This window comes from Mycolicibacterium setense, from assembly GCF_000805385.1.
Taxonomy (GTDB): Bacteria; Actinomycetota; Actinomycetes; order Mycobacteriales; family Mycobacteriaceae; genus Mycobacterium; species Mycobacterium setense.
The window spans coordinates 270,729-296,097 of the sequence record NZ_JTJW01000010.1 but is presented as its reverse complement, the minus strand read 5'-3'; the positions used below and the strand labels follow the sequence as shown (position 1 = coordinate 296,097).

The 25,369-nt window shown below is 67.1% G+C and carries 29 protein-coding genes; 13 read left to right on the top strand and 16 right to left on the bottom strand.

Annotation, left to right across the window (positions count from 1 at the left end):
- Positions 1-89: 89 nt before the first annotated feature.
- Both purF and purM read left to right on the top strand, forming a co-directional pair.
- Entirely contained in the window at positions 90-1,631 is a 1,542-nt protein-coding gene (gene purF, locus QQ25_RS26755; protein WP_039325261.1) for an amidophosphoribosyltransferase, read from the top strand.
- Positions 1,632-1,715: 84 nt separating this feature from the next.
- Positions 1,716-2,807, top strand: a complete 1,092-nt coding sequence (purM, locus tag QQ25_RS26750; protein ID WP_039325259.1) for a phosphoribosylformylglycinamidine cyclo-ligase — start codon at positions 1,716-1,718, stop codon at positions 2,805-2,807.
- Positions 2,808-2,889: 82 nt separating this feature from the next.
- Here the strand turns inward: purM and QQ25_RS30325 are convergent, their stop codons facing one another.
- Both QQ25_RS30325 and ygfZ read right to left on the bottom strand, forming a co-directional pair.
- Positions 2,890-3,063: a DUF3073 domain-containing protein gene (locus tag QQ25_RS30325; RefSeq protein ID WP_082017703.1), complete on the bottom strand. Its 174-nt coding sequence runs from the start codon at positions 3,061-3,063 to the stop codon at positions 2,890-2,892.
- A 265-nt stretch (positions 3,064-3,328) separates the two neighbouring features.
- Entirely contained in the window at positions 3,329-4,423 is a 1,095-nt protein-coding gene (ygfZ, locus tag QQ25_RS26745; RefSeq protein ID WP_039382081.1) for a CAF17-like 4Fe-4S cluster assembly/insertion protein YgfZ, read from the bottom strand.
- Between the two features lie 68 nt (positions 4,424-4,491).
- On the opposite strand from ygfZ, the gene QQ25_RS26740 reads away from it, so the two are divergent.
- Positions 4,492-5,370, top strand: a complete 879-nt coding sequence (locus tag QQ25_RS26740) for an aminodeoxychorismate lyase (RefSeq protein WP_039382080.1) — start codon at positions 4,492-4,494, stop codon at positions 5,368-5,370.
- Positions 5,371-5,650: 280 nt separating this feature from the next.
- Here the strand turns inward: QQ25_RS26740 and QQ25_RS26735 are convergent, their stop codons facing one another.
- From QQ25_RS26735 to lmeA, 8 genes are all read right to left on the bottom strand, one after another.
- Entirely contained in the window at positions 5,651-5,899 is a 249-nt protein-coding gene (locus QQ25_RS26735) for a hypothetical protein (protein WP_039325253.1), read from the bottom strand.
- Entirely contained in the window at positions 5,899-6,570 is a 672-nt protein-coding gene (locus QQ25_RS26730; protein ID WP_039325251.1) for a heme-binding beta-barrel domain-containing protein, read from the bottom strand. Before QQ25_RS26730 ends, QQ25_RS26735 begins: the two co-directional genes overlap by 1 nt.
- 283 nt (positions 6,571-6,853) lie before the next feature.
- Complete coding sequence (locus QQ25_RS26720; protein ID WP_003884652.1) at positions 6,854-7,156, bottom strand: DUF1416 domain-containing protein; 303 nt, start codon at positions 7,154-7,156, stop codon at positions 6,854-6,856.
- Between the two features lies 1 nt (position 7,157).
- Complete coding sequence (locus QQ25_RS26715; RefSeq protein WP_039325062.1) at positions 7,158-7,994, bottom strand: sulfurtransferase; 837 nt, start codon at positions 7,992-7,994, stop codon at positions 7,158-7,160.
- Positions 7,995-8,041: 47 nt separating this feature from the next.
- A complete protein-coding gene (locus tag QQ25_RS26710) occupies positions 8,042-8,524 on the bottom strand; it encodes a DUF4395 domain-containing protein (protein WP_039382078.1) in 483 nt (160 codons plus the stop codon).
- 90 nt (positions 8,525-8,614) lie between these two features.
- Complete coding sequence (locus QQ25_RS31660) at positions 8,615-8,704, bottom strand: Ms5788A family Cys-rich leader peptide (RefSeq protein ID WP_350222965.1); 90 nt, start codon at positions 8,702-8,704, stop codon at positions 8,615-8,617.
- 29 nt (positions 8,705-8,733) lie between these two features.
- Complete coding sequence (locus QQ25_RS26705) at positions 8,734-9,156, bottom strand: thioredoxin family protein (RefSeq protein WP_039382076.1); 423 nt, start codon at positions 9,154-9,156, stop codon at positions 8,734-8,736.
- Positions 9,153-9,968: a mannan chain length control protein LmeA gene (gene lmeA, locus QQ25_RS26700; protein WP_039325057.1), complete on the bottom strand. Its 816-nt coding sequence runs from the start codon at positions 9,966-9,968 to the stop codon at positions 9,153-9,155. Before lmeA ends, QQ25_RS26705 begins: the two co-directional genes overlap by 4 nt.
- A gap of 163 nt (positions 9,969-10,131) precedes the next feature.
- Here lmeA and QQ25_RS26695 point away from each other — a divergent pair, with 163 nt between their 5' ends.
- The 6 genes from QQ25_RS26695 (at position 10,132) to pstB (ending at position 15,893) form a co-directional block, all read left to right on the top strand.
- Positions 10,132-10,926: a winged helix-turn-helix transcriptional regulator gene (locus QQ25_RS26695; protein ID WP_039382697.1), complete on the top strand. Its 795-nt coding sequence runs from the start codon at positions 10,132-10,134 to the stop codon at positions 10,924-10,926.
- A complete protein-coding gene (gene mshD, locus QQ25_RS26690; RefSeq protein ID WP_039382075.1) occupies positions 10,923-11,825 on the top strand; it encodes a mycothiol synthase in 903 nt (300 codons plus the stop codon). The genes QQ25_RS26695 and mshD overlap by 4 nt, the downstream gene beginning before the upstream one ends.
- 121 nt (positions 11,826-11,946) lie before the next feature.
- Complete coding sequence (gene pstS / locus QQ25_RS26685; RefSeq protein ID WP_039325053.1) at positions 11,947-13,086, top strand: phosphate ABC transporter substrate-binding protein PstS; 1,140 nt, start codon at positions 11,947-11,949, stop codon at positions 13,084-13,086.
- 54 nt (positions 13,087-13,140) lie between these two features.
- Positions 13,141-14,196: a phosphate ABC transporter permease subunit PstC gene (gene pstC / locus QQ25_RS26680; protein WP_039325051.1), complete on the top strand. Its 1,056-nt coding sequence runs from the start codon at positions 13,141-13,143 to the stop codon at positions 14,194-14,196.
- Positions 14,193-15,107 (top strand): phosphate ABC transporter permease PstA, encoded by a 915-nt coding sequence (pstA, locus tag QQ25_RS26675; RefSeq protein WP_039325049.1) that lies wholly within the window; start codon positions 14,193-14,195, stop codon positions 15,105-15,107. Before pstC ends, pstA begins: the two co-directional genes overlap by 4 nt.
- 9 nt (positions 15,108-15,116) lie before the next feature.
- On the top strand, positions 15,117-15,893 hold the full coding sequence (pstB, locus tag QQ25_RS26670; protein WP_039325046.1) for a phosphate ABC transporter ATP-binding protein PstB: 777 nt from the start codon (positions 15,117-15,119) through the stop codon (positions 15,891-15,893).
- A gap of 13 nt (positions 15,894-15,906) precedes the next feature.
- Here pstB and QQ25_RS26665 read toward each other — a convergent pair whose 3' ends face one another.
- A complete protein-coding gene (locus tag QQ25_RS26665) occupies positions 15,907-16,881 on the bottom strand; it encodes a quinone oxidoreductase family protein (protein ID WP_039382074.1) in 975 nt (324 codons plus the stop codon).
- 81 nt (positions 16,882-16,962) lie between these two features.
- Here QQ25_RS26665 and QQ25_RS26660 point away from each other — a divergent pair, with 81 nt between their 5' ends.
- The gene (locus QQ25_RS26660; RefSeq protein WP_039382695.1) at positions 16,963-17,481 is read left to right on the top strand and encodes a MarR family winged helix-turn-helix transcriptional regulator; all 519 of its coding nucleotides are present in this window, start codon (positions 16,963-16,965) and stop codon (positions 17,479-17,481) included.
- Position 17,482: 1 nt separating this feature from the next.
- Here QQ25_RS26660 and phoU read toward each other — a convergent pair whose 3' ends face one another.
- The 4 genes from phoU to QQ25_RS26640 form a co-directional block, all read right to left on the bottom strand.
- Entirely contained in the window at positions 17,483-18,151 is a 669-nt protein-coding gene (gene phoU, locus QQ25_RS26655) for a phosphate signaling complex protein PhoU (protein ID WP_039325042.1), read from the bottom strand.
- A gap of 75 nt (positions 18,152-18,226) precedes the next feature.
- The gene (locus QQ25_RS26650) at positions 18,227-20,527 is read right to left on the bottom strand and encodes an LCP family protein (RefSeq protein ID WP_039382073.1); all 2,301 of its coding nucleotides are present in this window, start codon (positions 20,525-20,527) and stop codon (positions 18,227-18,229) included.
- A 236-nt stretch (positions 20,528-20,763) separates the two neighbouring features.
- Positions 20,764-21,951 carry a tRNA dihydrouridine synthase DusB gene (gene dusB, locus QQ25_RS26645; RefSeq protein WP_052236093.1) on the bottom strand — a complete coding sequence of 396 codons (1,188 nt, stop codon included), beginning with the start codon at positions 21,949-21,951 and terminating at the stop codon, positions 20,764-20,766.
- Positions 21,948-22,949: an acyl-ACP desaturase gene (locus tag QQ25_RS26640; RefSeq protein ID WP_039325038.1), complete on the bottom strand. Its 1,002-nt coding sequence runs from the start codon at positions 22,947-22,949 to the stop codon at positions 21,948-21,950. The genes dusB and QQ25_RS26640 overlap by 4 nt, the downstream gene beginning before the upstream one ends.
- A 193-nt stretch (positions 22,950-23,142) precedes the next feature.
- On the opposite strand from QQ25_RS26640, the gene QQ25_RS26635 reads away from it, so the two are divergent.
- The 3 genes from QQ25_RS26635 (at position 23,143) to QQ25_RS26625 (ending at position 24,754) form a co-directional block, all read left to right on the top strand.
- A complete protein-coding gene (locus QQ25_RS26635) occupies positions 23,143-23,574 on the top strand; it encodes a hypothetical protein (RefSeq protein WP_039325036.1) in 432 nt (143 codons plus the stop codon).
- A gap of 135 nt (positions 23,575-23,709) precedes the next feature.
- The gene (locus QQ25_RS26630; RefSeq protein ID WP_039325035.1) at positions 23,710-24,135 is read left to right on the top strand and encodes a hypothetical protein; all 426 of its coding nucleotides are present in this window, start codon (positions 23,710-23,712) and stop codon (positions 24,133-24,135) included.
- 178 nt (positions 24,136-24,313) lie between these two features.
- Entirely contained in the window at positions 24,314-24,754 is a 441-nt protein-coding gene (locus QQ25_RS26625) for a hypothetical protein (RefSeq protein ID WP_039325032.1), read from the top strand.
- Between the two features lie 11 nt (positions 24,755-24,765).
- Here QQ25_RS26625 and QQ25_RS26620 read toward each other — a convergent pair whose 3' ends face one another.
- Entirely contained in the window at positions 24,766-25,350 is a 585-nt protein-coding gene (locus QQ25_RS26620) for a TetR/AcrR family transcriptional regulator (RefSeq protein WP_039325029.1), read from the bottom strand.
- Between the last annotated feature and the right edge of the window lie 19 nt (positions 25,351-25,369).

Here is a 25,369-nt window from a genome sequence, read left to right as displayed (position 1 = left end):
CGGACACGGCATCGGATTCCGTCCTACACCCGGGATGACCGTAGACTCGGTTACGTCACCAAACCGCCCGCCCCGGGAGCAGCCCTATCGTGACTGGCCAGCAACTCGACGACGAGAACGAACCGCGCGAGGAATGCGGCGTATTCGGGGTCTGGGCCCCGGGTGAAGACGTCGCCAAGCTCACCTACTACGGCCTGTACGCGCTGCAGCACCGCGGCCAGGAAGCCGCCGGCATCGCCGTTTCCGACGGCTCGCAGATTCTGGTGTTCAAAGACCTCGGGCTGGTAAGCCAGGTGTTCGACGAGCAGACCCTGGCCGCGATGCCGGGACATGTCGCCGTCGGCCACTGTCGCTACTCCACCACCGGCTCCACCACTTGGGAGAATGCCCAGCCGGTGTTCCGCAACACCGCAGCGGGCACCGGCGTCGCCCTCGGGCACAACGGCAACCTGGTCAACACCGCCGAACTCGCCGCCCGGGCCCGCTCAGCCGGCCTGATCGACACGAAGCACGCCGGAAACATGCTGGCCACCACCGATTCCGACATCCTCGGTGCGCTCCTGGCCCACGGTGCGGCCGACGCGACGCTGGAGCAGGCTGCCCTGGAGTTGCTGCCTACGGTGCGCGGAGCCTTCTGCCTGACCTTCATGGACGAGAACACCCTCTACGCCGCGCGCGACCCGCACGGCGTGCGTCCGCTGGCCCTCGGTCGGCTCGACCGCGGCTGGGTGGTGGCCTCGGAAACCGCCGCACTCGACATCGTCGGGGCCTCCTTCGTCCGCGACATCGAGCCCGGTGAACTCCTGGCCATCGACGCCGACGGCGTGCGCTCCACCCGGTTCGCCAACCCCGAACCCAAAGGTTGCGTCTTCGAGTACGTCTACCTCGCTCGCCCGGACAGCACACTGGTGGGCCGGTCGGTACACGCCACGCGCGTCGACATCGGCCGCCGGCTGGCCCGGGAACACCCGATCGACGCCGACCTCGTGATCGGCGTCCCGGAATCAGGCACCCCGGCCGCAGTCGGCTACGCCCAGGAATCGGGCATCCCGTTCGGACAGGGCCTGATGAAGAACGCCTACGTGGGCCGCACCTTCATCCAGCCCTCGCAGACCATCCGGCAGCTCGGCATCCGGCTCAAGCTCAACCCGCTGCGGGAGGTGATCCGGGGCAAACGGCTCATCGTCGTCGACGATTCGATCGTGCGGGGCAACACCCAGCGCGCCCTGGTCCGCATGTTGCGTGAGGCCGGGGCTCTGGAGGTCCACGTTCGGATCGCCTCACCGCCGGTGCGCTGGCCCTGCTTCTACGGCATCGACTTCGCCACCCCGGCCGAGCTCATCGCCAACGCGGCATCCGCCGAGCACGAGGGCGAGATGCTGGAGGCGGTCCGGCACGCCATCGGCGCCGACAGCCTGGGCTACATCTCCCAGCAGGGCATGATCGCGGCCACCGAACAGCCGCCGACCCGGCTGTGCTCGGCCTGCTTCGACGGGAACTACCCGATCGAACTGCCCGGGGAGACCGCACTGGGCAAGAACGTCATCGAGCACATGCTCGCCACCGCGGCCCGCACAGGTGTCCCGCTGCAGGCCGACAACGACAACGCATCGGCGCTGCGCAGGCCCTGAGGTCGTCGTCCCGGCCTCCTTGAGGGGTCCTTAACACCTCCTGCGCTGTACCGCCGCAACAGCGGGGCGGTAGCCTTGCTTGCGATGACTAAGGGCGCCGAACAGCACGGCATCGCCGAACACAACAGCATTTCGTACGCGTCGGCCGGGGTGGATATCGAAGCCGGTGACCGCGCTGTCGAACTCTTCAAACCCCTCGCCGCCAAGGCGACCCGTCCGGAGGTTCGCGGCGGCCTGGGCGGCTTCGCCGGGCTGTTCGCCTTACGCGGCGGATACCGCGAGCCGGTGCTCGCCGCCTCGACCGACGGCGTGGGCACCAAGCTCGCCGTCGCCCAGGCCATGGACAAGCACGACACCGTCGGGCTGGACCTGGTCGCCATGGTGGTCGACGACCTCGTGGTGTGTGGCGCCGAGCCCCTGTTCCTGCAGGACTACATCGCCGTCGGCCGCACCGTGCCGGAACGGGTCAGCGCGATCGTCTCAGGCATCGCCGAAGGCTGTGTCCAGGCCGGTTGTGCGTTGCTGGGCGGCGAGACGGCCGAGCACCCCGGGCTGATGGAACCCGACCACTACGACATCTCCGCGACCGGCGTCGGCATCGTCGAGGCCGACAATGTGCTCGGGCCCGATCGTGTCCGTCCGGGCGATGTGATCATCGCCATGGCCTCCAGCGGACTGCACTCCAACGGCTACTCCCTGGCCCGCAAGGTGCTGCTGGAGATCGACCGGATGAACCTGGCCGGCCATGTCGAGGAATTCGGCCGCACCCTGGGTGAGGAGCTCCTGGAGCCGACCCGCATCTACGCCAAGGACTGCCTGGCGCTGGCCGCCGAGACGCAGGTGCGCACGTTCTGCCACGTCACCGGCGGCGGCCTGGCAGGCAACCTGGAGCGCGTGGTGCCCCACGGACTGACCGCAGAACTCGACCGCGGCACATGGACCCCGGCACCCGTGTTCCAGATGATCGCCCAGCGCGGACGCATCGAGCGTGCCGAGATGGAGAAGACGTTCAACATGGGCATCGGGATGGTCGCGGTAGTGGCCCCCGAGGACACCGACCGCGCACTGGCCATCCTGACCGCACGGCACCTGGATTGCTGGACGCTGGGAACCGTCAAGAAGGGCGGCAAGGACAGTGTGCGCGCCCAGCTGATTGGACAGCATCCGCGGTTCTAGGCAGTAGACAGGGTCGCGCTGGTAAGCGTCATGCGCAGCCAGCGCGACCCATATCTAAGTTCTGGGACGGAATGCAGGCGGCTCAGCGCCGCCAGTCATCCTCACCCGACCATTCATCGGCGTCGTCACTGCCGTCACCGGAATCGGGAGATCCCGACAGCTCACGTTGGAGCTGACTGAAGTCGGTGTTCGGTGAGCTGTACTTCAACTCACGTGCCACCTTGGTCTGCTTTGCCTTCGCCCGGCCGCGGCCCATGGGGGGACCCCCTCGCGCAATAACGGAGCGGCCCAATTGCTAGGCGGCTCCGATCTGTGTGTCTTTATTGTCCTGCCAACACTTTACCGTGCCCGCCCGCGAAGTGCTGTCAGGCCCTGCCTCACGGTGAGCGGCTGGGGGCCCGGCTGCCATGCCTCGTTGCACAACAACACGACCGTCACCAGGATCGCGGAATCCGCGCGGAGACGGTCGTCACGTCGTCGGTGACCGAGTGAGTTTACGTGCTCTTGCGCAGTTCCACGGCTTAACGCCCCCGGAGACGTTCCACAGCTGCCCGGCCGGCGCCGGCGGTGGCATCGGCCTCCGGCATCGAATCCGGGTCGATCACGGCCGGTGCTTGCGCCTCGGCACCCGCGACCAGCTCGGTATCGACCGGTAATCCCCGTTTGAGCAGCGCCAACGCGATCGGGCCCTCGTCGGCGTGCTCCACCACAGTGCCGATCCGACCGACGTTGCGCCCACCCGCGGTCACCGCGTCGCCGGTCACAGGCCGGTCGGCGGAGCCGTCGAGTTGCAGCAGCACCAGCATCCGGGGCGGTTTACCCAGGTTGTGCACCCGGGCGACGGTCTCCTGACCGCGGTAACAACCCTTGTCGAGATGGACCGCACCGAGACCGGGTTCACCGATCCAGCCGACCTCGTGCGGGATCGTCCGTTCATCGGTGTCCACACCCAATCGAGGACGCCTGGCCGCCACCCGGTGGGCCTCATAGGCCCATACACCCGCCGGCCGCACACCGGCCTCGCTGAGCCGCCGCGTGTACTCGGCGACGGACTGCCGCGGAACCACCAGATCCAGTTCGATGCCGGCAGCAGGAAGGCGCCGCAGGAAGCCGCCGCCGGGCAGGGCCACCGCCGTCGCCTCGGCCGGCACCTGATCGCAGCCCAGGGCCTCAATGACCTGCTGATCGGCCAGACCGGGCCCGAGCAGCGACAGCACCGCCATATCCGCGGGCTCGATCTGTACGTCGGCCCAGAACACCATCTTGCGCAGGTAGGTCAGCAGCGGTTCGCCCCGCCACGGCTCGGTGTCCAGATAGGTGGTGCCGCCGAGGTCGGTCTGGATCCAGTGATCTTCGACACGACCCTGCAGATCCAGGCTCAAGTTCTCGGTGACCGCCCCCTCGGGCAGTGCGCTGACGTGCTGGCTGGAGATGCTGTGCAGCCACGTCTGACGGTCCTTGCCCGTCAGGGTCAGGACCGCCCGGTGCGAGCGGTCCACCCAGACCGCGGCGCTCGCCGCGGAACGCTGTTCACCGAGCGGATCGCCGTAGTGCCAGACGGAGCCGGCGTCGGGACTGGTCTCGGGCGCCGGAACAGCTGACGGCAGTGCAGACATACGCCAACTCTACGTTTGTCGCTCTTCGCGCAAGCGGCTCATCGGGCTTGTCGCTACGCTGGCGACCCATGGCGAGCCCACCAGCCGTACTGGTCACCCTCGACGGGCAGATCCATGACCCCAACGCTCCGCTGCTGCATGCCGACGATCTGGCCGCCGTGCGCGGAGACGGAGTTTTCGAGACGCTGCTGGTGCGCGACGGCAGGCCGTGTCTGCTGGAGGCCCACCTGGCGCGGTTGACGCAGTCGGCCAAGATGCTCGACCTACCTGAGCCAGATCTGCGGGCCTGGCGGGCGGCGGTACAGCTCGGAGTCGAGCGTTGGTCCGCGGAGAACGACGGCGAGGGCGTGCTGCGCCTGGTGTACAGCCGGGGACGGGAGAGCGGCGGGCCCGCGACCTCTTTCGCCACCATCGGCGCCCTGGCCGATCGGGTGGCCGGGGTGAGGCGTGCCGGGCTGGCGGCGATCACCCTGGACCGCGGGCTGCCCCTGAACGCCGGCGACATGCCATGGCTGGCCGCGGGTGCCAAGACGTTGTCGTATGCGGTGAACATGGCCGCACTGCGGCACGCCGAGCGTCACGGTGCGGGCGACGTGATCTTCGTCAGCTCCGACGGCTACTTGCTGGAGGGGCCGCGCTCGACCGTGGTGATCGCGACCGAAGGCGAGGCCGGCCAGCCGCTGCTGCTCACCCCGCCGCCGTGGTATCCGATCCTGCGCGGCACCACTCAACAGGCACTGTTCGAGGTGGCCCGCAACAAGGGCTATGACTGCGACTTCCGTGCGCTCAAACCATCGGATCTGCTTAGCGCGCAAGGTGTTTGGCTGGTTTCCAGCATCACCCTCGCGGCTCGGGTGCACACTCTGGACGGGCGGCTGCTGCCCCATGCGCCGCTGGCAGCGGACGTTTCCGGCCTGGTCGACTCCGCGATCGTCAGCGATCGCTGAGCTGCTCATAAATCGCTTGTCGGGGTGCGCCGACGGGGGTACCTTCGTGGGCACACAGGGAAGGAGGTGGTCCGTCAAATTGAGTGACTTATGGACATGTGAGGTGGCTGCCCGCTAGCAGCGCCGGGGTAAAGCCTGCGCGCGCTGGCGAATTCCCCGCAGCCACCCGGCCCCCGAGCCTCCCGGTCTGTCCAACCAGGTACCAAGGCTCGGGGGCCGCCCCATATCTGGGGCAGCCCGTCGAGCCGCTGAATGGCGAGGTAGGCGGAGGACGCCTGGACTAGCTGGGGCCGGGCGCCAGCGTCGAACAGGCCTTGGTGGCCTGCTGCCAGGTCTGATCATCGACCCCCGACGGCGGCCCGGCGACCGGGCCCGGCGCCGCCGGAATACCGTGCTCGGACAGGCAGTGCGCGTACGTCCCGTGCTCGGGCGGCGGTGAGGTGGGAGCCGGTTGCGGCCCCTCCGACGAACACGCACCGAGGAATGCTGCTGCGGCAAGCAGACCTGCCGCGACAATCGGCCGGCGCATCAGCCGACAAACCGTGACAGCCGGGCCGACAGGTGCGGGACGAGCCCGCCGTCAGCATCCACGCGTTCTTCCACGTACCCCAAGTCCCCACCTTCGACGATTCCGTACAGCCGCTTGGCGCCGCCGACCAACAAACCGGACTTGCTGCGGGCCAGCGCATCGGTGACCAGCTCCCAGGAGGCCTGGGTGAGCGGCTTGCCGTAGAACAGTTCGACATAGCCGGCCGAATGGGCCAGCAACAGCTCGATGGCCTGCGACTCGTCACGACCGGCCGGATCGTCGGGATCGGTCACGAACCGCCAGAAACCGCTTTCGCGAAGCCCGGGGGAGTCGTATTCGCCCGACTCGGTCAACCGCCACGACCGCGAATCCCAGTTCAGGTAGTCCCCGCCGTTGTGGGACACCACGATCTGCTGACCGAACCGGTAGTCACCATGGGTGTCGCGGCCTTCACCCTCACCGCGCCAGACGCCGACCAGCGGCAACAGCGCCAACAACGCATCGTTGAGCTCGACGCCGGCGCGCAGGTTGGCCGTATCGGCGGGAATCGGGAGGTCGTCGAAGACCGGAATGTTGCGGGCGGCGGTTTCCTTGGCCCGTTCGGCGGCCGCCGCCAAGGCTCGATCACCGGATCCCGGCTCTCGCGCCGGGGCGTCGCCGCCGGAGGTCACGACTCGTCGGTGACGAGGCGGTACAGCGCGTACAACGCGAACCACGTGATGACCACGACGGCCGCGACGAGCATTATCTCGAAGAAGAGCACCACGGGAGTAAGTCTAGTTCCTGGTCGAGGGTGTCGGCGCCCCGGGTCGGGACGCCCGTATACACGCCGAACGTGGGCCTGTGTCCGAGATCACGATGAATCTTCGTACACAAGCCCACGTTCGGGCGGCAGAAATCAAGCGGTGCCGATGGCGTAGCTCCTCATCGGCTCGTGCCTCGCCTTGATCGTCGCTACGCGACCTTGACGTCGACCTCGTGGATGCCCGCACCGGTCGGGGCCACGCTCGCGTCGCCATTGCCTGCGGGGGACAGGGCACGCAGCGTCCAGGTGCCCGGAGCGGCGAAGAACCGGAAGTCACCGGTCGCCGAGGCCACGACCTCAGCGGTGAACTCGTCGCTGGAGTCCAGCAGGCGCACGAAGGCACCGCCGACGGCCTGGCCGGAGCCGTCCACCACACGACCGGTGATGACGGTTTCCTTCTCCAGGTCGACGCCGGCGGGCAACGTCAGTCCTTGCTTGGGTGCAGAGCACATATCAACTTCCCAACTCGATCGGGGCGCCCACCAGGGAGCCGTATTCCGTCCAACTGCCGTCGTAGTTCTTGACGTTCGCGTGTCCCAGCAGCTCCTGCAGCACGAACCAGGTGTGCGACGAGCGCTCACCGATCCGGCAGTAGGCGATGGTCTCCTTGTCGCCGTCGAGGCCGGCTGCGGCATACAGCTTGGCCAGTTCCTCGTCGGACTTGAAGGTGCCGTCCTCATTGGCTGCCTTGCTCCAGGGAACGTTGATGGCGCCGGGGATATGCCCGGGCCGCTGGCTCTGCTCCTGCGGCAGGTGCGCCGGGGCCAGGATCTTGCCGGAGAACTCGTCAGGGGAGCGCACGTCGACCAGGTTCTTCGCGCCGATCGCGGCGATGACCTCATCGCGGAAGGCGCGGATGTTGTTGTCCGGAGCCGAGGCGGTGTAGGAGGTTGCCGGACGGGTCACCGCATCCTTGACCAGCGGGCGCCCGTCGAGCTGCCAGCGCTTGCGGCCGCCGTCGAGCAGCTTGACGTCGGCGTGGCCGTACAGCTTGAAGTACCAGTAGGCGTAGGCCGCGAACCAGTTGTTGTTGCCGCCGTACAGGATCACCGTGTCGTCGTTGCTGATGCCCTTGTCGGACAGCAGCTTCGAGAACTGCTGCTGGTCGACGAAGTCACGCTTCACGGCGTCCTGCAGATCGTCTTTCCAGTCCAGTTTGACGGCGCCGGGGATGTGCCCCTCGTCGTCGTAGGCGCTGGTGTTCTCGTCGACCTCGACGAACACCACGCCGGCGGTATCGAGGTTGTTCCCGGCCCACTCGGTCGAGACCAGGACGTCGGAACGTGCCATGTACGAATTCCTTTCGATTGCTTGCTATTTGAGATGTCAGGCGGGTGTCATGCAGGACTGGGGATGCGGCGGAGCCGGACAACCAGCGGGTAGATCTGGCAACCCAGGCAGATGCCGAAGGCGGCGTTGAGGAAGGCCGCCACCAATGCGAGGGCGGTGGCGGTCAGGCCGACGGCAGTGATGCCGAAGGCGAAACCTGCGGTACCGATGACGGCGAAAACGAAGCCGACCAATTGGGCGAACTTCAGCGGCGGTACCGGCTCACGTTCGGTGACCGGTGCCAGACGCGGCGCGACGAACGTGGCGAACAGCCGGCCATAGGGATGCTTGCGCGGGCCGCCGAGCGCGCCGATGGCGAACACCGCCGCCTGAGCGCCGAGCAGCACCGCGGCCGCGAACTCACTCACCCCGGCGGCCAGCAGGGTGGCGATCAGTACCGCGGTGGTGACCCAGGCGGCGAACCGTGGCCCCCGAACGTCGACCTGGGCAGGCCGGCTATCGGCGATGGGCCGGGTTGATGTCGATGACATGAGGACGAACTCCTGTTGTCGTAGAAGGTCTGATGGTGTGCAGGCCCAGGCACGAGGCCTGAGCGGGCGCGCGAAAACGCGCGGCTGCAATCAACAGCAACAACAACAGCAGCAACCCGCGACGCGGCACAGATCGACTGCGCGGCGCTTGGTGAGCACAAGCTCGAGGCGGGCTGACACGAGCGACAGCTTACCCAATAACCGCCGGGTCAGGCCAACAGCGGTTCCAGCGCCGAGCGCAGGTCAGCGGCCCTGGGAACCCCACTGGTGCGGTACCGCGGCCGCCCGTGGCTGTCGAAGATGATGGTGGTGGGCAGCGACAGGACCGAAAGCCGCCTGGCGGCTTCGGGATTGGCGTCCATGTCGACTTCGACGTGAGCAACTTCTGGCAACTCGGCGCAGACCTGGTCGACGACTCGTCGGACCCCGGCGCAGGGTCCGCACCACTCGGCCGAGAAATGCAGGACGGTCGGGCCCGTCTGCGACAGCCCGAGGTCACTGGTGTCGATGTTGGCGGCCTGCTCGCCCGCTCTGATCATGCCGGCACGCAGTGTGATCAGGCGGCCGATCACGTAGGCCACCCCGAGCGCGGCGATGAGTACCACGATTACCAGCACCATCGAAGAGCTCATGATTGTCTGAACCCCGCGAGGTCGATCGTTACTCCCGACGCGATGCCCTCGATGATCACGTCCGAGCCGCGGGCGCCTGCCGTGGTCGGGGAGAGCCCGAACGGCAGCTTCTGACCTGTGATCGAGTCGCTGAACTCTGACAGGACCGCGGCGGTTTTCTCCTCGGGCACGGGCTCGTCGGCCGTCCCGGGACCGGTCAGGATCCCGGTCGCGGTCAGCACCAGGGTGGTGTCGTCGCTGTCGGCGAAGGACAGGTCGACCGCGACGCTGACCCGCTTGTCCAGCCCGGATTGTCTCGGGGTGCCGGTGAACACCAGTCCTTGACTCCCGGAGATGCCGGACTCCGTGGTGCCTCCCGTGGAGTCGTTGGTTTCCCGGGACGGAGCCTCCACCAGCAGGTCGTCGATGCCCATGAACCTGCCGATATGGGTGGAGTCGATGATGATGCGGCTCTCGGCCTTGGTGACCGGCAGTTTCGCGTCCGGCCTGATCAGCCACGACGAGTCGGTGAGGTCGATACCGTGCAGCGTGGCTTCCAGCGATGCCTTGCCCACCACGGGATGGTCGACGCCGGCGGCCCGGATCTCGACCTCCCGGTAGCGGTGGTTACGCACCTGGGTGAGGAACGGGAAACCCAGGATGGCGACCCACGGATCCCACTCGAGCCCGGCCGCAGTGCGTACGTTGCGGGCAAGCTTGTACTCGGCGTAGATCGCCGAGCCGAAATCGGTGCCGACAACCCCGACGATGAGCGCGGTCACGGTCGCGGTGAGCCCGATCAGCAGTTTGCGCACGGGCACATTGTCGCCCACAGCGCTCGGATAGAAGCGCTCGGCGCGGCTGATCAGCAGGTGAGGCGTTATCGTTAGATCACTAAAGGCCGGTAACGGCTACATGTCAGTCATGAATCCGACCGTGTGGACATCGTGGTCCGGGCGCTCGTGAGAAGTGATTGCCGGCGCGCCGGAGGACCTGTTGGATCTGTTGCTACTTACCGTCGACCCGCATCCCGAGTCGGTCCTGCCCTCCCTGACACTGCTGGCTCACACCGTGCGCACAGCACCGACAGAGGTGTCCTCGCTGCTGGAAGCGGGCAGTGCCGACGTGGCGATCGTCGACGCGCGTACCGATCTCGCGGCCGCGCGCGGCCTCTGCCGCCTGCTGGGAACCACGGGTAGCTCCGTCCCGGTCGTCGCCGTGGTCAACGAGGGCGGCTTGGTTGCCGTCAACCACGAGTGGGGCCTGGACGAGATCCTGCTGCCGGGCACCGGACCGGCCGAGATCGACGCCCGGCTGCGGCTGCTGGTGGGCCGGCGTGGCGGCGGTGCCAACCAGGAGAATGTCGGCAAGATCACTCTCGGTGAGCTCGCGATCGACGAAGGCACCTACACCGCACGCCTGCGTGGGCGCCCCCTCGATCTCACCTACAAAGAATTCGAGCTGCTCAAGTACCTCGCCCAGCATGCCGGCCGCGTCTTCACCCGGGCGCAGCTGCTGCAGGAGGTGTGGGGCTACGACTTCTTCGGCGGTACCCGCACGGTCGACGTCCACGTGCGTCGTCTGCGGGCCAAGCTCGGCCCCGAGTACGAGTCGCTGATCGGCACCGTCCGCAACGTCGGCTACAAGGCGGTGCGCCCGTCGCGCGGCCGCACCGCGGCAGCCGAGCCGAGCGATGCCGATGCCTCACCGGACGACCACGGCGACGACGACTTCGAACCGGCAACCGACGACGCGGGCGAGCCGTTGGCGGGGCGGTTGCCCAGCCAGTGACCGAACTCGACTGGCGCACCGGGCTGTCAGACGCCGAGCAGACCGAGATTCGTGCCCTCATCGCGGCAGCCGCTGCGTCCGACGGCGTGGCACCGGTAGGCGATCAGGTGCTGCGCGAGCTCGCCCACGACCGCACCCGCCATCTCCTGGCCACCGACGGTGCAGACCTCGTCGGCTACCTGAACCTGGCCCCGGCCGCCGAGGATGACCCGGCGATGGCCGAACTGGCGGTGCATCCGCGGGCCCGCCGCCGCGGCATCGGTGCGGCGCTGGCCCGTGCCGGCCTCGCCGCGGGCGCAGCGGGCACGCGAGTCTGGGCGCACGGCAACCTGGAAGCAGCCCGGGCGCTGGCGGCCTCACTGGATCTCAAGTCGGTGCGCGAACTGCTGCAGATGCGTCGTCCGCTGACAGACCTGCCGCCGGTGCGTACTGCTGAGGGTGTGCGGATCGCCACCTATGCCGGGCCGCGCGACGATGCCGAGTTGCTGCGCGTCAACAACGCCGCGTTCTCCTGGCACCCGGAACAGGGCGGCTGGACCGAACACGACATCGCCGAACGGCGCGGCGAGCCGTGGTTCGATCCGGAGGGCCTGTTCGAGGCGTTCGACGAAGACACCGGGGCTCTCCTGGGCTTCCACTGGACGAAGGTTCATGTCGCGCCCCGCGACGCCGTCCATGAGGGCCACCTCGGCGAGGTCTACGTCGTCGGCGTCGATCCGTCCGCACAGGGCCGGGGTCTGGGTTCGGTGCTCACCCTGGTCGGCCTGCACCACCTCGCCGCGCGGTCCCTGCCAACGGTGCTACTTTACGTCGAGGCAGATAACTCGGCCGCCGTGGCGACCTACCGAAACTTGGGTTTTGAGGTGTTCGGCGTCGACGTGGCGTACGCCGCCGGTTAACCCGCTCAGCTGTGAACACGCTGAACCTATTCACTGCCGATTCACCTGCTGTCCGCGAGCCGTCCACTGGGGCCTAATACGTTGCCGGAGGGTTCGAAGCCGTCAACGGAAAGTGGGACAAGTGAAGCTCATCAGCATTGGCAAGGGTGTAGGCAAGCCGTTCGGCGTCGCGCTGTCCGCGACCGCCATTGCGGCGCTCACCCTGACTGCGTGCGGCAGCGACAACAACGCCGCAGGCACGAGCTCGTCGGCCGCGGGAAGCGCGTCGGCCGCATCGGCTGAGTGCGGCGGCAAGAACTCGCTGACGGCCGAAGGTTCGACGGCGCAGCAGAACGCCATTGCCGAGTTCAACAAGGTGTGGGGTCAGGTCTGCTCGGGCAAGAATCTGGCCTACAACCCGACCGGTTCGGGCGCTGGCGTGGACCAGTTCATCGCCAAGCAGGTCGACTTCGCCGGATCCGACTCCGCGCTGAAGGACGATCAGGTCGCCAAGGCCGCCGAGCGTTGCGGAGGCAACGAGGCCTGGAACCTGCCGCTGGTGTTCGGTCCGGTCGCGCTGGCCTACAACGTCGAGGGCGTCGACAAGCTCGTGGTCACCCCCGACGTGCTCGCCAAGATCTTCCAGGGCCAGATCAAGAAGTGGAACGATCCGGCAGTGGCCGCGCTCAACGCCGGCACCACCCTGCCGGACGTGGACATCAAGCCGATCTACCGTTCGGATTCCTCAGGCACCACCGACAACTTCCAGAAGTACCTGGCCGCCGCCGCGCCGCAGACCTGGACCAAGGGTGCGGGCAAGGAGTTCCAGGGCGGCGCCGGTGAGGGCGCCCAGAAGTCCTCCGGTGTGGTGCAGGCCGTCCAGGCCACCCCCGGCTCGATCGGCTACGTCGAGAAGAGCCCCGCCGCCGCAGCCGGCCTGCCCTACGCCCAGATCGACAGCGGCGCCGGCGCAGTGCCGCTGGATGACGAGTCGACCACCAAGGCCGTCGGCGCAGCCAAGTTCGAGGGCGAGGGCAAGGACCTGATCCTCGATCTGAACGCGCTTTACGCCTCGAAGGAAGCCGGTGTCTACCCCCTGGTGCTGGCCACCTACGAGATCGTTTGCTCCAAGGGCTACGACGCCGACACCGCGGCGGCCGTGAAGTCCTTCCTGACCGTGGCCGCCAACGAGGGCCAGGCCAGCCTGTCGCAGGCCGGATACATCGCGCTCCCCGACGAGTTCAAGCAGCGTCTGCTGACCTCCGTCGAAGCCATCGCGTAGTAGCCCGGCTGGCATTAGAGGACGGATCTGGGTGAGGATGGATTTTCCGACCACATGACCACCAGGGGCCCCGACGGGACAATAGTGACAACGCCGAATCCAGCTGATTCGGGGTCGGGGGAGACGCTCGCCTCCCCCTTCCCCGAGCCGGAACCCATCTCCACCGATCCATCCAAGGGAGCCAAGGTTCGCCTCGGCGACCGAATCTTCCGTGGGCTTGCAGAAGGCTCCGGCATCCTCATCGTCGCGCTCATCGCGGCGATCGCGGTGTTCCTGCTCTGGCGCGCGATTCCGGCGCTGAGGCGCAACGAGGAGAACTTCTTCCTCTACGGCGGCAACTGGATCACCACCGACACCTCGGCGATGCACTTCGGCATCTTCGATCTGCTGCAGGTGACCGTGTTCGTCTCGGTGTTCGCGCTCATACTGGCCATGCCGGTGGCGTTGGGCATCGCGATTTACCTCACCCAGTACTCGTCGCGGCGGTTGGCCGGTCCGTTGGCCTACCTGGTGGACCTGCTGGCCGCCGTGCCGTCGATCGTGTACGGCGTGTGGGGCCTGTACGTGCTGGCACCGGCGATCAAACCCTTTGCGGTGTGGCTCAATACGCACTTGGACTGGTTGTTCCTGTTCAAGACGGGCACCGCTTCGGTGGCCGGCGGCGGCACCATATTCACCGCAGGAATCGTGTTGGCGGTGATGATCCTGCCGATCATCACCGCGGTGACCCGCGAGGTGTTCACCCAGACCCCACGCGGACAGATCGAGGCCGCGCTGGCGCTGGGCGCCACCCGTTGGGAAGTGGTGCGAACCACGGTGCTGCCCTTCGGATTGTCCGGCTACATCAGCGGCGCCATGCTCGGTCTGGGGCGCGCCCTCGGTGAGACCATCGCGCTGCTGATCATCCTGCGCGGCACCCAGACCGCGTTCGGCTGGACGCTGTTCGACGGCGGCTACACCTTCGCCAGCAAGATCGCTGCCACCGCAAGCGAATTCAACGACCAGTACAAGGCGGGCGCCTACATTGCCGCCGGCCTGGTGCTGTTCATCCTCACCTTCGTGGTGAACTCGCTGGCCCGCGCCGCGGTCGCCGGAAAGGGGCGCGCATGACGTCCACGCTTGAGCGGCCGGTCAAGACGCCTGTGTTCCAGGGCGTCAGTCTGCGCCGCAAGCTGACCAACCACTTCGCGACGGTGCTGGTGAGCCTTTCGTTGTTGGTCGCCCTGGTACCGCTGGTGTGGGTGCTGTACTCGGTGATCGTGCGGGGGTGGGCCGCATTGAGCTCGCCCACGTGGTTCACCAACTCTCAGTCCGGGATGACGACGTTCACCGCAGGTGGCGGTGCCTACCACGCGATCGTCGGAACCCTGCTCCAAGGCCTGGTGTGCTCGCTGATCTCCATTCCGATCGGCGTGATGGTCGGCGTGTACCTCGTCGAGTACGGCGGTGGCACGCGGCTGGGCAAGGTCACCACGTTCATGGTGGACATCCTCACCGGCGTGCCCTCGATCGTGGCCGCACTGTTCATCTACGCACTTTGGGTGGCCACGCTGGGATTCGGCCGGTCCGGGTTCGCGGTGTCACTGTCGTTGGTGCTGTTGATGATTCCGGTGATCGTGCGGGCCACCGAGGAGATGCTGCGCATCGTTCCGATGGACCTGCGTGAGGCGAGTTACGCGCTGGGCGTGCCCAAATGGAAGACCATCGTCCGAATCGTGATCCCGACGGCGCTGTCGGGCATCGTCACCGGAATCATGCTGGCGTTGGCCCGCGTGATGGGCGAGACTGCGCCGCTGCTGGTCCTGGTCGGCTATGCGCAGGCGATGAACTTCGACATGTTCGGCGGCTTCATGGGATCGCTGCCGGGCATGATGTACGACCAGATCTCGGCGGGCGCGGGCGCCAACCCGGTGCCCACCGACCGGCTCTGGGGTGCGGCGCTGACGCTGATCCTTCTGGTCGCCCTGCTCAACGTCGGCGCGCGTGCGGTGGCCAAATTCTTTTCCCCCAAGAAGGTGTAGGAGTTACCCATGGCCAAGCGGCTGGATCTCAAGGACGTCAACATCTACTACGGCGCGTTTCACGCCGTTTCCGAGGTTTCGCTTTCGGTGCAGCCGCGCAGTGTGATGGCCTTCATCGGCCCGTCGGGCTGCGGCAAGTCGACCGTGCTGCGCACGCTGAACCGCATGCACGAGGTCATCCCCGGGGCCCGTGTCGAGGGGTCGGTGCTGCTCGACGGTGAGGACATCTACGGCGCCGGCGTGGACCCGGTGGGTGTGCGCAAGACCATCGGCATGGTGTTCCAGCGCCCGAACCCGTTCCCCACCATGTCCATTCGTGACAATGTGGTGGCCGGGCTGAAACTGCAGGGTGTGCGCAACAAGAAGACCCTCGACGAGGTGGCCGAGCGTTCGTTGCGCGGTGCCAACCTGTGGAACGAGGTCAAGGACCGCATGGACAAGCCCGGCGGCGGCCTGTCGGGCGGTCAGCAGCAGCGGTTGTGCATCGCCCGCGCGATCGCTGTGCAGCCCGATGTGCTGTTGATGGACGAGCCCTGCTCGGCGCTCGACCCGATCTCGACGCTGGCCATCGAGGATCTGATCTCCACGCTCAAGCAGGATTTCACGATCGTCATCGTGACGCACAACATGCAGCAGGCCGCCCGGGTGAGCGATCAGACCGCATTCTTCAATCTCGAGGCCACCGGCAAACCGGGCCGGCTGATCGAGATCGACGACACCGAGAAGATCTTCTCCAACCCGACCCAGAAGGCGACCGAGGATTACATCTCGGGCCGCTTCGGCTGACCGGCCGAGGCGTCTAGGGCGTCAGCACCACGCGGGTTCCCGACGGCTCGCGGCCCGCCCACACTTCGGCGACGTCCGCCAATGCCCTTGGCTGGGTGCGTAATTCGAGTTGTCCGTCGGCGACCATCGCGAACAGCCGGGGCAGTGCCTCGGTTCGGGCCCGGGCCAGCACCTCGGGTGGCACGCTGCCGATGCCCACCCCGCTCAGGGTGATCCCGGTGCCGCGCAGTATTCCGGCGTCCAGATGCAGCCCCGGTCCGGCCATCGACCCGATCTGCACGAAGCGGGTCGGATGGTAGTGCGCGGCGGAATGGCCGGCGGCCAGGGCGGTGAGCACCTGTGCGGCCGGGTCTCCCCACAGGTAGTCGAGTACCGCGTCGAACGGGCGCTCGGCGTGCATCTCGGCGACCTGGGCACCCAGATCCTGCTCACCGAGCGCGATCGTGTGGTGGGCGCCCGCCGACCGTAGCCACGCCAGCCGTTCGGCGTTGCGACCGGCGGCCACCACCGTCTCCGCGCCGAACATGGCGCTGGCCAATTGCACTGCCATCGAACCGGTTACGCCGGTGGCGCCCAGTATCAGCACGTGGTCGCCGGGTTTGACGGCTGCGGCGTGTGACAGTGCAGTCCAGGCCGAGATGCCGGGGTTGGGTAGTGCGGCGGCGGTCACCGAATCCACATGCTCGGGGACCTCGACACCGCCGTCGGGGTCGACCAGTGCGCGCTGCGCCATCATCCCCGAGTAGCCGAGCGCTCCGGTGTAGATGCGACGGCCGTCGGTAAGCCGCGCCACTCCGTCGACGCCCGGAACGGCCGGCAGTTGAATCTCCGTGCTGGCGTAGTGCTTTCCGGACACCAGGGCACGGGTGAGATTGGTCAGGGCCGAGGCTTCGACGGCGGCGATTTCGGTGCCGTCGTGCGCCTCAGGCTCGGGCACGTCGGTGTAGGCGGGGTGCGCGCCCCATTCGGTGACCAGTGCTGCTTTCACGGCGGCTCCTTTGGTTTCGAGGGATATGGTTTCTGTGGAAACAATCTACGCACACCCGCGCCGGGTGGCAAGATGGTTTCCGTGAAAACCAAACTCGAGTTGATCGAGGCCATCGCCGGGCTCATGACCACGGTGGGCGACCGGCTCGGGAACGACGGGGACGGCGACGCCGAGCGCGATTTCATGGCGGCCCGATGCCCGCAGCGGCTGCAGCACGTGCTGCGTACGCTCCCGACGTCGTCGATGCACCTGCTGGCGGAGATCGCCGAGGGCCCGGTCAGCGTCGTCGGACTCGCGGCACGCTCAGGCCGGCTCAAGGGCACCGTCTCCAAACACGTGCAGCGGCTGGTCGAGGCCGGCCTGGTGGCCCGCGCACCGGTGCCTGGCAACCGTAAGGAGATCCAGCTCGGGCTGACCGCCGACGGAGAACTCATCGCCGACGTGCACCGGCAGCTGCACGAGGAGATGGATCGCGGGACACGCGAGTTCCTGCTGCGTTACAGCGGTGCGGACCTGCAGGTGCTGGTCAAGGTGCTCGGAGACCTGGCCGGGGCGCACAAAGACGGGGTCCGTCTGGTGCCGCCCGCCGACCGGCCCTGAGTCACTGGTTCGTCGAAACCGGATCCCCGTCCGGGTAGGAGCCGGTGACCTGGAAGATCACCCGCCGGGCCACCTCGACAGCGTGGTCGGCGAACCGCTCGTAGAAGCGGCTCAGCAACGTGACGTCGACCGCAGCGGTCACGCCGTGCTTCCACTCGCGGTCCATCAGCACCGAGAACAGGTGGCGATGCAGATCATCCATCGCATCGTCTTCCTCCTGGATCCGGGCGGCCTTCTCCGGATCCTGGGTGAGCAGCACCTCGCGAGCGGCGTTCCCCAATTCGACTGCAACGCGGCCCATTTCGGCGAAGTAGCCGTTCACCTCCTCCGGCAGCACGTGCTGCGGGTGGCGACGGCGTGCGATCTTGGCGACATGCAGCGCCAGCGCGCCCATCCGGTCCACGTCGGCAACGATCTGAATGGAACCCACTACCGAGCGCAGGTCACCCGCCACCGGAGCCTGCAACGCCAGCAACACGAACGCGGCCTCCTCGGCCTGAGTGCTCAGCGTGGTCATCTGGTCGTGGTCGCTGATGACCTGCTCGGCGAGCGCGAGATCGGCCTGCAGCAGCGCCTGTGTAGCGCGCTCCATTGCGGTACCCGCCAACTCGCACATCTGGCCGAGTTGGTCCGTAAGTGAACGCAATTGCTCGTTGTAATGGGTACGCATGCTGCAAGATTATGCGGTCAGCGGGCCTGTAGTCACGATCCGCCGATGAACGAACGGTGAATGCCGCCTACCGGACTATTCGCAGGTGGTGTCGGCGGCGTTGGTGACCGTCAGGTCCTCGGGAAGATGGGTCGGGCTGGCGCCGGTGCCTTTCAGCACGTGCACCTGCACCTCCGAGCCGCTCGGAGTGGGCGGGCTCACCGAATTGAAGTCCGAGCCCAGCACCACCTGCACCACGTCGCCCATGCCTGAGACGCGTTCGATGGTCGGGTTGGTGAAGGAGCTGGCCACCGTCGCGGCCGCCTCTTCGTTGCCGGGGGAGAAGAACACCGTGGTGGCCGGAAGCGTGCTCGGGTAATCGTCGGGGGTGTTGACGTTGAAACCGTGTTCCTGCAGCTCAGTGGCCGCCGTGGAGGCCAGGCCGCTCTCGCCTGTCGAGTTCGACACCTGCACGGTGACCTGCTGCGGTTCGGTGGTGACGGCGCTGACCGTCTCACCACTGTCGGTGGTGGCCGGTGCGGGGGCCGGAGCGGTCGACTGGGGAGTCTCCGATGGGGCGGCAGCCTGGACGGACGACGTCGCCGATTCCGGGGTGCCGGGCACCGGGGTGTTGTCGGGGTTCTTCTCACCGGGCAGCGGGTCGTCGTTGATGATCGCGTCGAACAGGGCGCGCATGTCGTCCGTGCGCGGGACCTCGTTGCCGTACTCGTCGGCGTAACCGACGGTCGGCACGGTCACGAAGGTGATCCGGCCGGCGTTCACACCCTGCACCGATTGGCCGAGGTCAACCAGGTCCCTGGTCTTGATGTTGTCGACAAAGCTGTCGCTGATGAACATGTTGACCACGTTGTTCAGCTTGTTCAGCGAGAAGAATGTGTCGCGGGAGATCAGCGATCGCAGAAGCGAGGACAAGAACAGCTGTTGGCGTTTGATGCGCCCGTAATCCCCGTTGAATTCGGTGGTCACCTGGCGGGCCCGCACATAGTTCAGCGCGGTGTGGCCGTCGATCATCTGACGTCCGGCGATCGGCAGCACGGTGCCCAGCTCATAGTCCTCGAGTGGGGTGGTACTGCACACCTCGACCCCGCCGAGCGCATCGACCATCTTCGAGAAGCCGGCGAAATCGACGGCCATGAACCGGTTGATCGACAACCCGGACAGCTTCTGGATCACTTTCACCAGGCACTTCGGCCCGCCGAAGGCGAAAGCCGAGTTCAGCTTGGTCTCGGTGTAGATCTCGTCCGGACCGTAGGTCCCGGTCTCCTCGTCGTACAGCGGACCGTAGGTTGCCGTCTCCGGGTTCCAGGGTTCGCACTGCATCGGGCTGATCGACAGGTCGCGGGGGAACGACACGGCGACGACACGTTCCCGGTTGGCCGGAATGTTCACCAGCATGATCGTGTCGGAGCGGGCGCCGCCGGCGTCCTCCGTGTCGCCCGCGCCCATGCCCCCGTTCTCACCGAACCGGCTGTCGGTGCCGATGATCAGGAAGTTCTCGTCGCCGAACTGGGCATTGGGGTCGAGGATGTCGCGCGAGTTGGGGTCCAGCGCGGCGACCTTGTTGAGACTGTCGTTCTTCGAGGACTGCCACTGCCAGGCGCCGCCGGTCAGGACCAGCGTGAGTACCGCGAGCATCGCGGCGGCGGCTCGTCCGGCCAGCATCACCCGGCGGTTGATGGGGGGCCGCAGGCCCTCGATCACGGTGGTTTCGTCCGGATCGTGCTCGTCGGGCGGCGTCGGGCGGACGCGCCACGCCGGGCGCTCCTCGGGTGCGTCGTAGTCGTAGACCTGCAGGGCAGGCAGCACATCGGTGTCCGTGCTGTCGGTGTCGGTCTCATGGTGATCCAGCGGGTCCTCGACCGGGTCCTCGTACTCCGGGAAATCCTCGGCTCCGAAGGGATCTTCAGGCGCATCGCTGTCCGGCTCGATCCGCACCGCGGCGATGACGTCGGTCGGCTCCGGCACGGGCGGGCGGACATAGGCGGGTGCGTACGCCGGCTCGGGTTCCGGCGCAGCCTCCGGCTCAACTTCTGGTTCCGGCTCGGGTTCCAGGAAGTAATGCGCCTGAGGCTGCGGTTCGGGTTCGGGTTCTGGTTCTGCCTCAAGCTCATCAGGCTCGTCCGGCTCGAGCCGGTGGCGCGACGGGGTGAACCCGGTGCCGGCGACCTTGGCGATCAGATCGGCGACAGTTACCCCGTCGGCGTGACTGCCGGTGGGCTCATCGGGGGCTGAATCATCGGGTAGATCCGCATCCTGGCGCTCCCACGGCGCGGCGCCTGGCAAGGGCTTGCGGGATCGGGTAATCCATTGGTTGTCCGACGCACCCTCCGGCGAGCGGTGGCGACGGCCGGGAGTGGCGTTATCCGCGTCACTCATGTCCTTACCGGCCTCCGACTCTTCGAGCTCGCGCGTGCGCGTCGGTGCGCATCGTTCCCGCGGTGTGTTCTGGTGCTGCTGAGGTTTTTCTCCTCATCTCTTCTAGCAGCACGGTGCCGGACTGGCCAGTCGAGCCAGTCGCGGCAGGGGTTTCATCGTACTGAGGCATCCTGAGACCGAGCTAGACCCAACCCGGTGACAGTGCCGTCTCGATGTCATCTCGGTGCGAATGCAGGTCAGCCCCCGGAATGCATCACATCGGCCCCGACGGGCACCGCGCAGTCGTCGGGATCGTCGAGCCACCCCTCGGGTAGTGACACCGAGGCGGCCGAACCCTGCCGGCCGCGCGGGCCGCCCGCCGCCGGCGGGAACGGCGCGTCGCCGTCGAGTTGGCCGAGCAGGTCATCGAGTTCGGCACGCGTCTTCACCAGGGCCAGGCCGCGCCGCAGCTCGGCTCCGGCCGGGAATCCGTGCAGGTACCAGGCCACGTGCTTGCGGATGTCACGCATGGCCTTGTCCTCACCGAAGTGCGCGGTGAGCAGCTCGCCGTGGCGGCGGACGATGTCGGCCACCTCGCCCAGCGTCGGCGGAGTGGCGGCAGGCCGGCCGTTGAAGGCCGCGGAGAGCTCGGCGAACAACCATGGCCGACCCAGGCAGCCACGGCCGATCACCACGCCGTCGCAGCCGGTCGCGGCCATCATCGCCAGCGCGTCGTCGGCCTCGAAGATGTCGCCGTTGCCGAGCACCGGAATGCTCGTGACGTGGGCCTTGAGCGCGGCGATCTGATCCCAGTCGGCCGTGCCCGAATAGCGCTGGGCGGCGGTGCGAGCGTGCAGCGCCACGGCTGCCGCGCCTTCCTCGGCGGCGATGCGCCCGGCGTCCAGGTGAGTGTGATGCGCGTCGTCGATACCGATCCGGAACTTCACCGTCACCGGAATGTCAGTGCCCGCGACGCCGCGCACAGCGGCGGCGACGATCTGGCCGAACAGCCTGCGCTTGTAGGGCAGCGCCGACCCACCGCCGCGCTTGGTGACCTTGGGCACCGGGCAGCCGAAGTTCATGTCGATGTGGTCGGCCATGCCCTCGTCGGCGATCATCTTGGCCGCCAGGTAGGTGGTTTCCGGGTCCACGGTGTAGAGCTGCAGCGACCGCGGCGATTCGTCGGGGCCGAAGGTCGTCATGTGCATGGTGACGGGATGGCGTTCGACCAGTGCCCGCGCGGTGACCATCTCGCACACGTAGAGACCGCTGACGGTGCCGGCGCGGGCGATTTCTAGCTCGCGGCACAGGGTGCGGAACGCCACGTTGGTCACCCCGGCCATGGGCGCCAGGACGACGGGACTGGGCAACGCGAACGGCCCGATCCGAAGTTGGGATCGGGCCGGCGCTGCCGCTGCTGTGGGCGGCGGGGCGGTCAGGGTCATGAAGTCGAAGACGACACCAGCAGGTTCTTCATGGCCTTCTTCTCGGCCACCTTGCGCTCGCGTTCCTGGCGGCGCTCCTTGGCGACCTCGAACTTGTCGCAGGCATCCTCGAGCTCCTCGATGATGCGGCCGAGGTCGTCACGCAGCCGGGCACCTTCGCCGCTGAAGTCCTCACGCTCGAAGATGCGCCACTTGCGCAGGATGGGCATCACGACGTCGTCGAGGTGGATGCGCGGGTCGTAGACGCCACCGACGGCGATGATCACGGCTTTACGCCGGAAGTCGGGCACCGTGTAACCGGGCATCTTGAAGTTGTCCAACACCCGGTGCAGGGAGCCCATCGCCTGGTTGGGCGCGATGTCCAGGCCGGCCGCGGACACGTCGCGGTAGAAGATCATGTGCAGGTTCTCGTCGGCGGAGACTCGCTGCAGCAACTGGTCGGCGATCGGGTCGTCGCAGGCCTTGCCGGTGTTGCGGTGGCTGACGCGGGTGGCCAACTCCTGGAACGAGACATACATCACCGAGTCGAACAGGCTCTCGGCGAACAGGTCGCCCTGCTGGTTCTGGCCGGGGGAGAAGCCACGGGTGACCTGCTCGACGCGCAGTTCCTCGAGCTCCACCGGATCGATGGCACGGGTGACGACGAGATAGTCGCGCAGGGCGATGCCGTGGCGGTTCTCCTCGGCGGTCCAGCGGTTGACCCACTGACCCCAGGCGCCGTCCATGCCCATGTTCATCGCGATCTCGCGGTGATACGAGGGCAGGTTGTCCTCGGTGAGCAGGTTTTGGATCATGGCCGTCTTGGCGACCTCGGACAGCTTGGACTGTCCGGGCTCCCAGTCCTGGCCACCGAGCGCGTAGTAGTTCTTGCCGTCCGACCACGGGATGTAGTCGTGCGGATTCCAGTCCTTACGCATCCGCATGTGGCGGTTGATGCTGGTTTCCACGACAGGCTCGAGTTCGTGCAGGAGCTGCAGGTCGGTGTATTCCTGCGTCATATGCCCTCACCCTCCTCGCGTCCCGCGGACGCTCAGTTATCTGTACCTGCTGGTTGCAGTCAATATATCTGTGTAAACCGGTGACATCAAGTTGCCCCGCCGGGGCTACTTCACGAGTCCTGCGGCGATCCGGTGCCGACTGTAGGATCCGCACGAACATCTATCGGATACCACGCTCGGAGGTTGGGCACACGTGAAGAAGCTTGTCGTTGGTGCCGGAGCTGCCGTTGTCACCGGTGCGGCCGTGTCCATGTTGTTCGGTGCGGGCGTCGCGGTTGCCGCACCTGACGTCGTCGGCCAAACCTACTCGGACGCTTCGAGCGCGATCGAGGACAGCGGTGCCAGTGCCAAGGTGGCGGTCACGGTGGGCAGCAAGCTGTCCCAGGGCGATTGCATCGTCACCAACGCGTGGGACGCCCCGTTCGTGCGTGACAGCGGCGGCTCGTTCGGGCATGCCGACAGCGAGGTCATGGTCGCGTTGAACTGCGACGGCGACCACGCCACCGCCGCCCACCCGGGCGCTTCGGTCGCCAGCCCGGCCGGCCGTGAGGCAAAGGCTGCCGCCGACGAGGCCGCTGCCGAGGAGCAGCAGCAGCTCGAAGAGGCCAGCACTCCCGACGAGTAGGTCCGTGCTCATTCGGCTCGACGCCACTTAGCGTTCACGTACAGTTCCCTTCTGCGCCACCGCTTTTCGTTCACCGCTCGGTAATCTCGCCGACTGATGTTGCAGTCCGAGATAGCCGTAAGGGGTCGAGCGCACATGAAGAACCTCGTCATTTCCGGGGTTGGGGCGGTGGGTTTCATCGCCGTCAGCCTGTTCGGAGCGGGTGTGGCAACGGCCGCCCCTGATGTCGTGGGCGAGACGTTCGGTGACGCCTCTTCCGCGATCGAGGACGATGGCGGCACTGCCAAGGTCGCGGTGACCGTCGGCAGCAAGTTGTCCCAGGACGACTGTGTGGTGACCCATGCCTGGGATGCCCCTTTTGTCCGCGACGCCGGTGACGAGTACACCCACGCCGAGGACGAGGTGATGCTGTCCCTCAACTGCGACGGCGGATATGCCTCGGCCACCCACCCGGGTGCGTCGCTGGCAAGCCCGGCTGGGCGCGAGGCGAAGAAGGCCGCTGACGAGGCGGCCGCAGCCGAGGAGGAAGAACTCGCCGAGGCCAGCACTCCCGACGAGTAGCGATTGAGTCGGCGTCAATTCCTCGATCTGAGCCCCACTGCGGACTAAAATGCAGGTCAGCTCCCAAAGAGTCATCTGTGGCACCTGCCGCGGAACGAGGGGATGCTGACACGCGGGCCTGAGGTGCCGGCACCCCACCTCTCCGGGAGAGATCACCGGACGGGGAAGGTCTGGCTATATGAGGATCGCGATCGGGTTCGGAAGTGTCATCAGTGTGTCCGCGGCGGGATTTGCGTTCGCGGTGATGGGCGCGGGGGCGGCCCATGCGGCGCCGGATGTCGTGGGGCAGACCTACAGCGACGCCGTCACCGCTATCGAGGACGGCGGGGGCACCGCGCATGTCGCTGTCACCGTCGGCAGTCGGTTGCCGCGCGACGAGTGCATAGTGACCAACGCCTGGACTGTCCGGCAACTGGTGCCGCAAACCTCCGACACCTACTACGAATACGAAGAAGACGTGACGCAGGTGTCGCTCAATTGCGACGGCGACCATGCCACCGAGACCCATCCGGGGGCATCGATCGGCAGCCCGGCGGGCCGCGAGGCCAAGGCTGCCGAAGATGAGGCCGCCGCGGCCGAGGAGGAGCCGATCGCCGAGGCCAGCACCCCTGACGAATAGTCGGGGCCTTCTCAGAAACTGCCGACGCGGCCGACCAGCATGTCGACGCAGTAGTCGATGAATTGTTCGCGGCTGGCCGGCAGGCGATCGTCGAGATAGGCGGTGAACAGCGCGGTCAGGGCCCCGATCAGGCTGGTGGCGACCATGGCCTGACGTACCGGATCGGCGATGCGGGTCAGTTTGCGCTGCAGCAGGCCGATGAAGTCGGGCATCCATTCCGCGCCCGAGCGGGTCAGCACCGGTTCGGTTTCCGGGGCGACCAGCAGCACCCGGCCGCGGGTGGGGTCGTCGACCATGAGTGTGACGAACCGTTCCACTGCCTCCCGGGGAGTGGCGGCGGTGGTCAGGGCGGACATCGCCCGCGCGCAGACGTCGTCGTAGACCGCCCGGACGAACGCGTCGCGGTCATTGAAGCTCTCGTAGAAGTAGCGCTCGGTGAGTTCGGCCGCCCGGCACACCGCTCGGACCGTCAGCGCCGGGCCGTCCGCTTTGCCCAGCAGGGTGACGCCTGCGGCGATCAGTTCGTCGCGGCGACGAGCCGCGCGTTCCTGTAGCGGAACACCCGACCATCGGCCGCGTCGTTGACCGGACGGCACATCTACTCCTAAGCTCTGA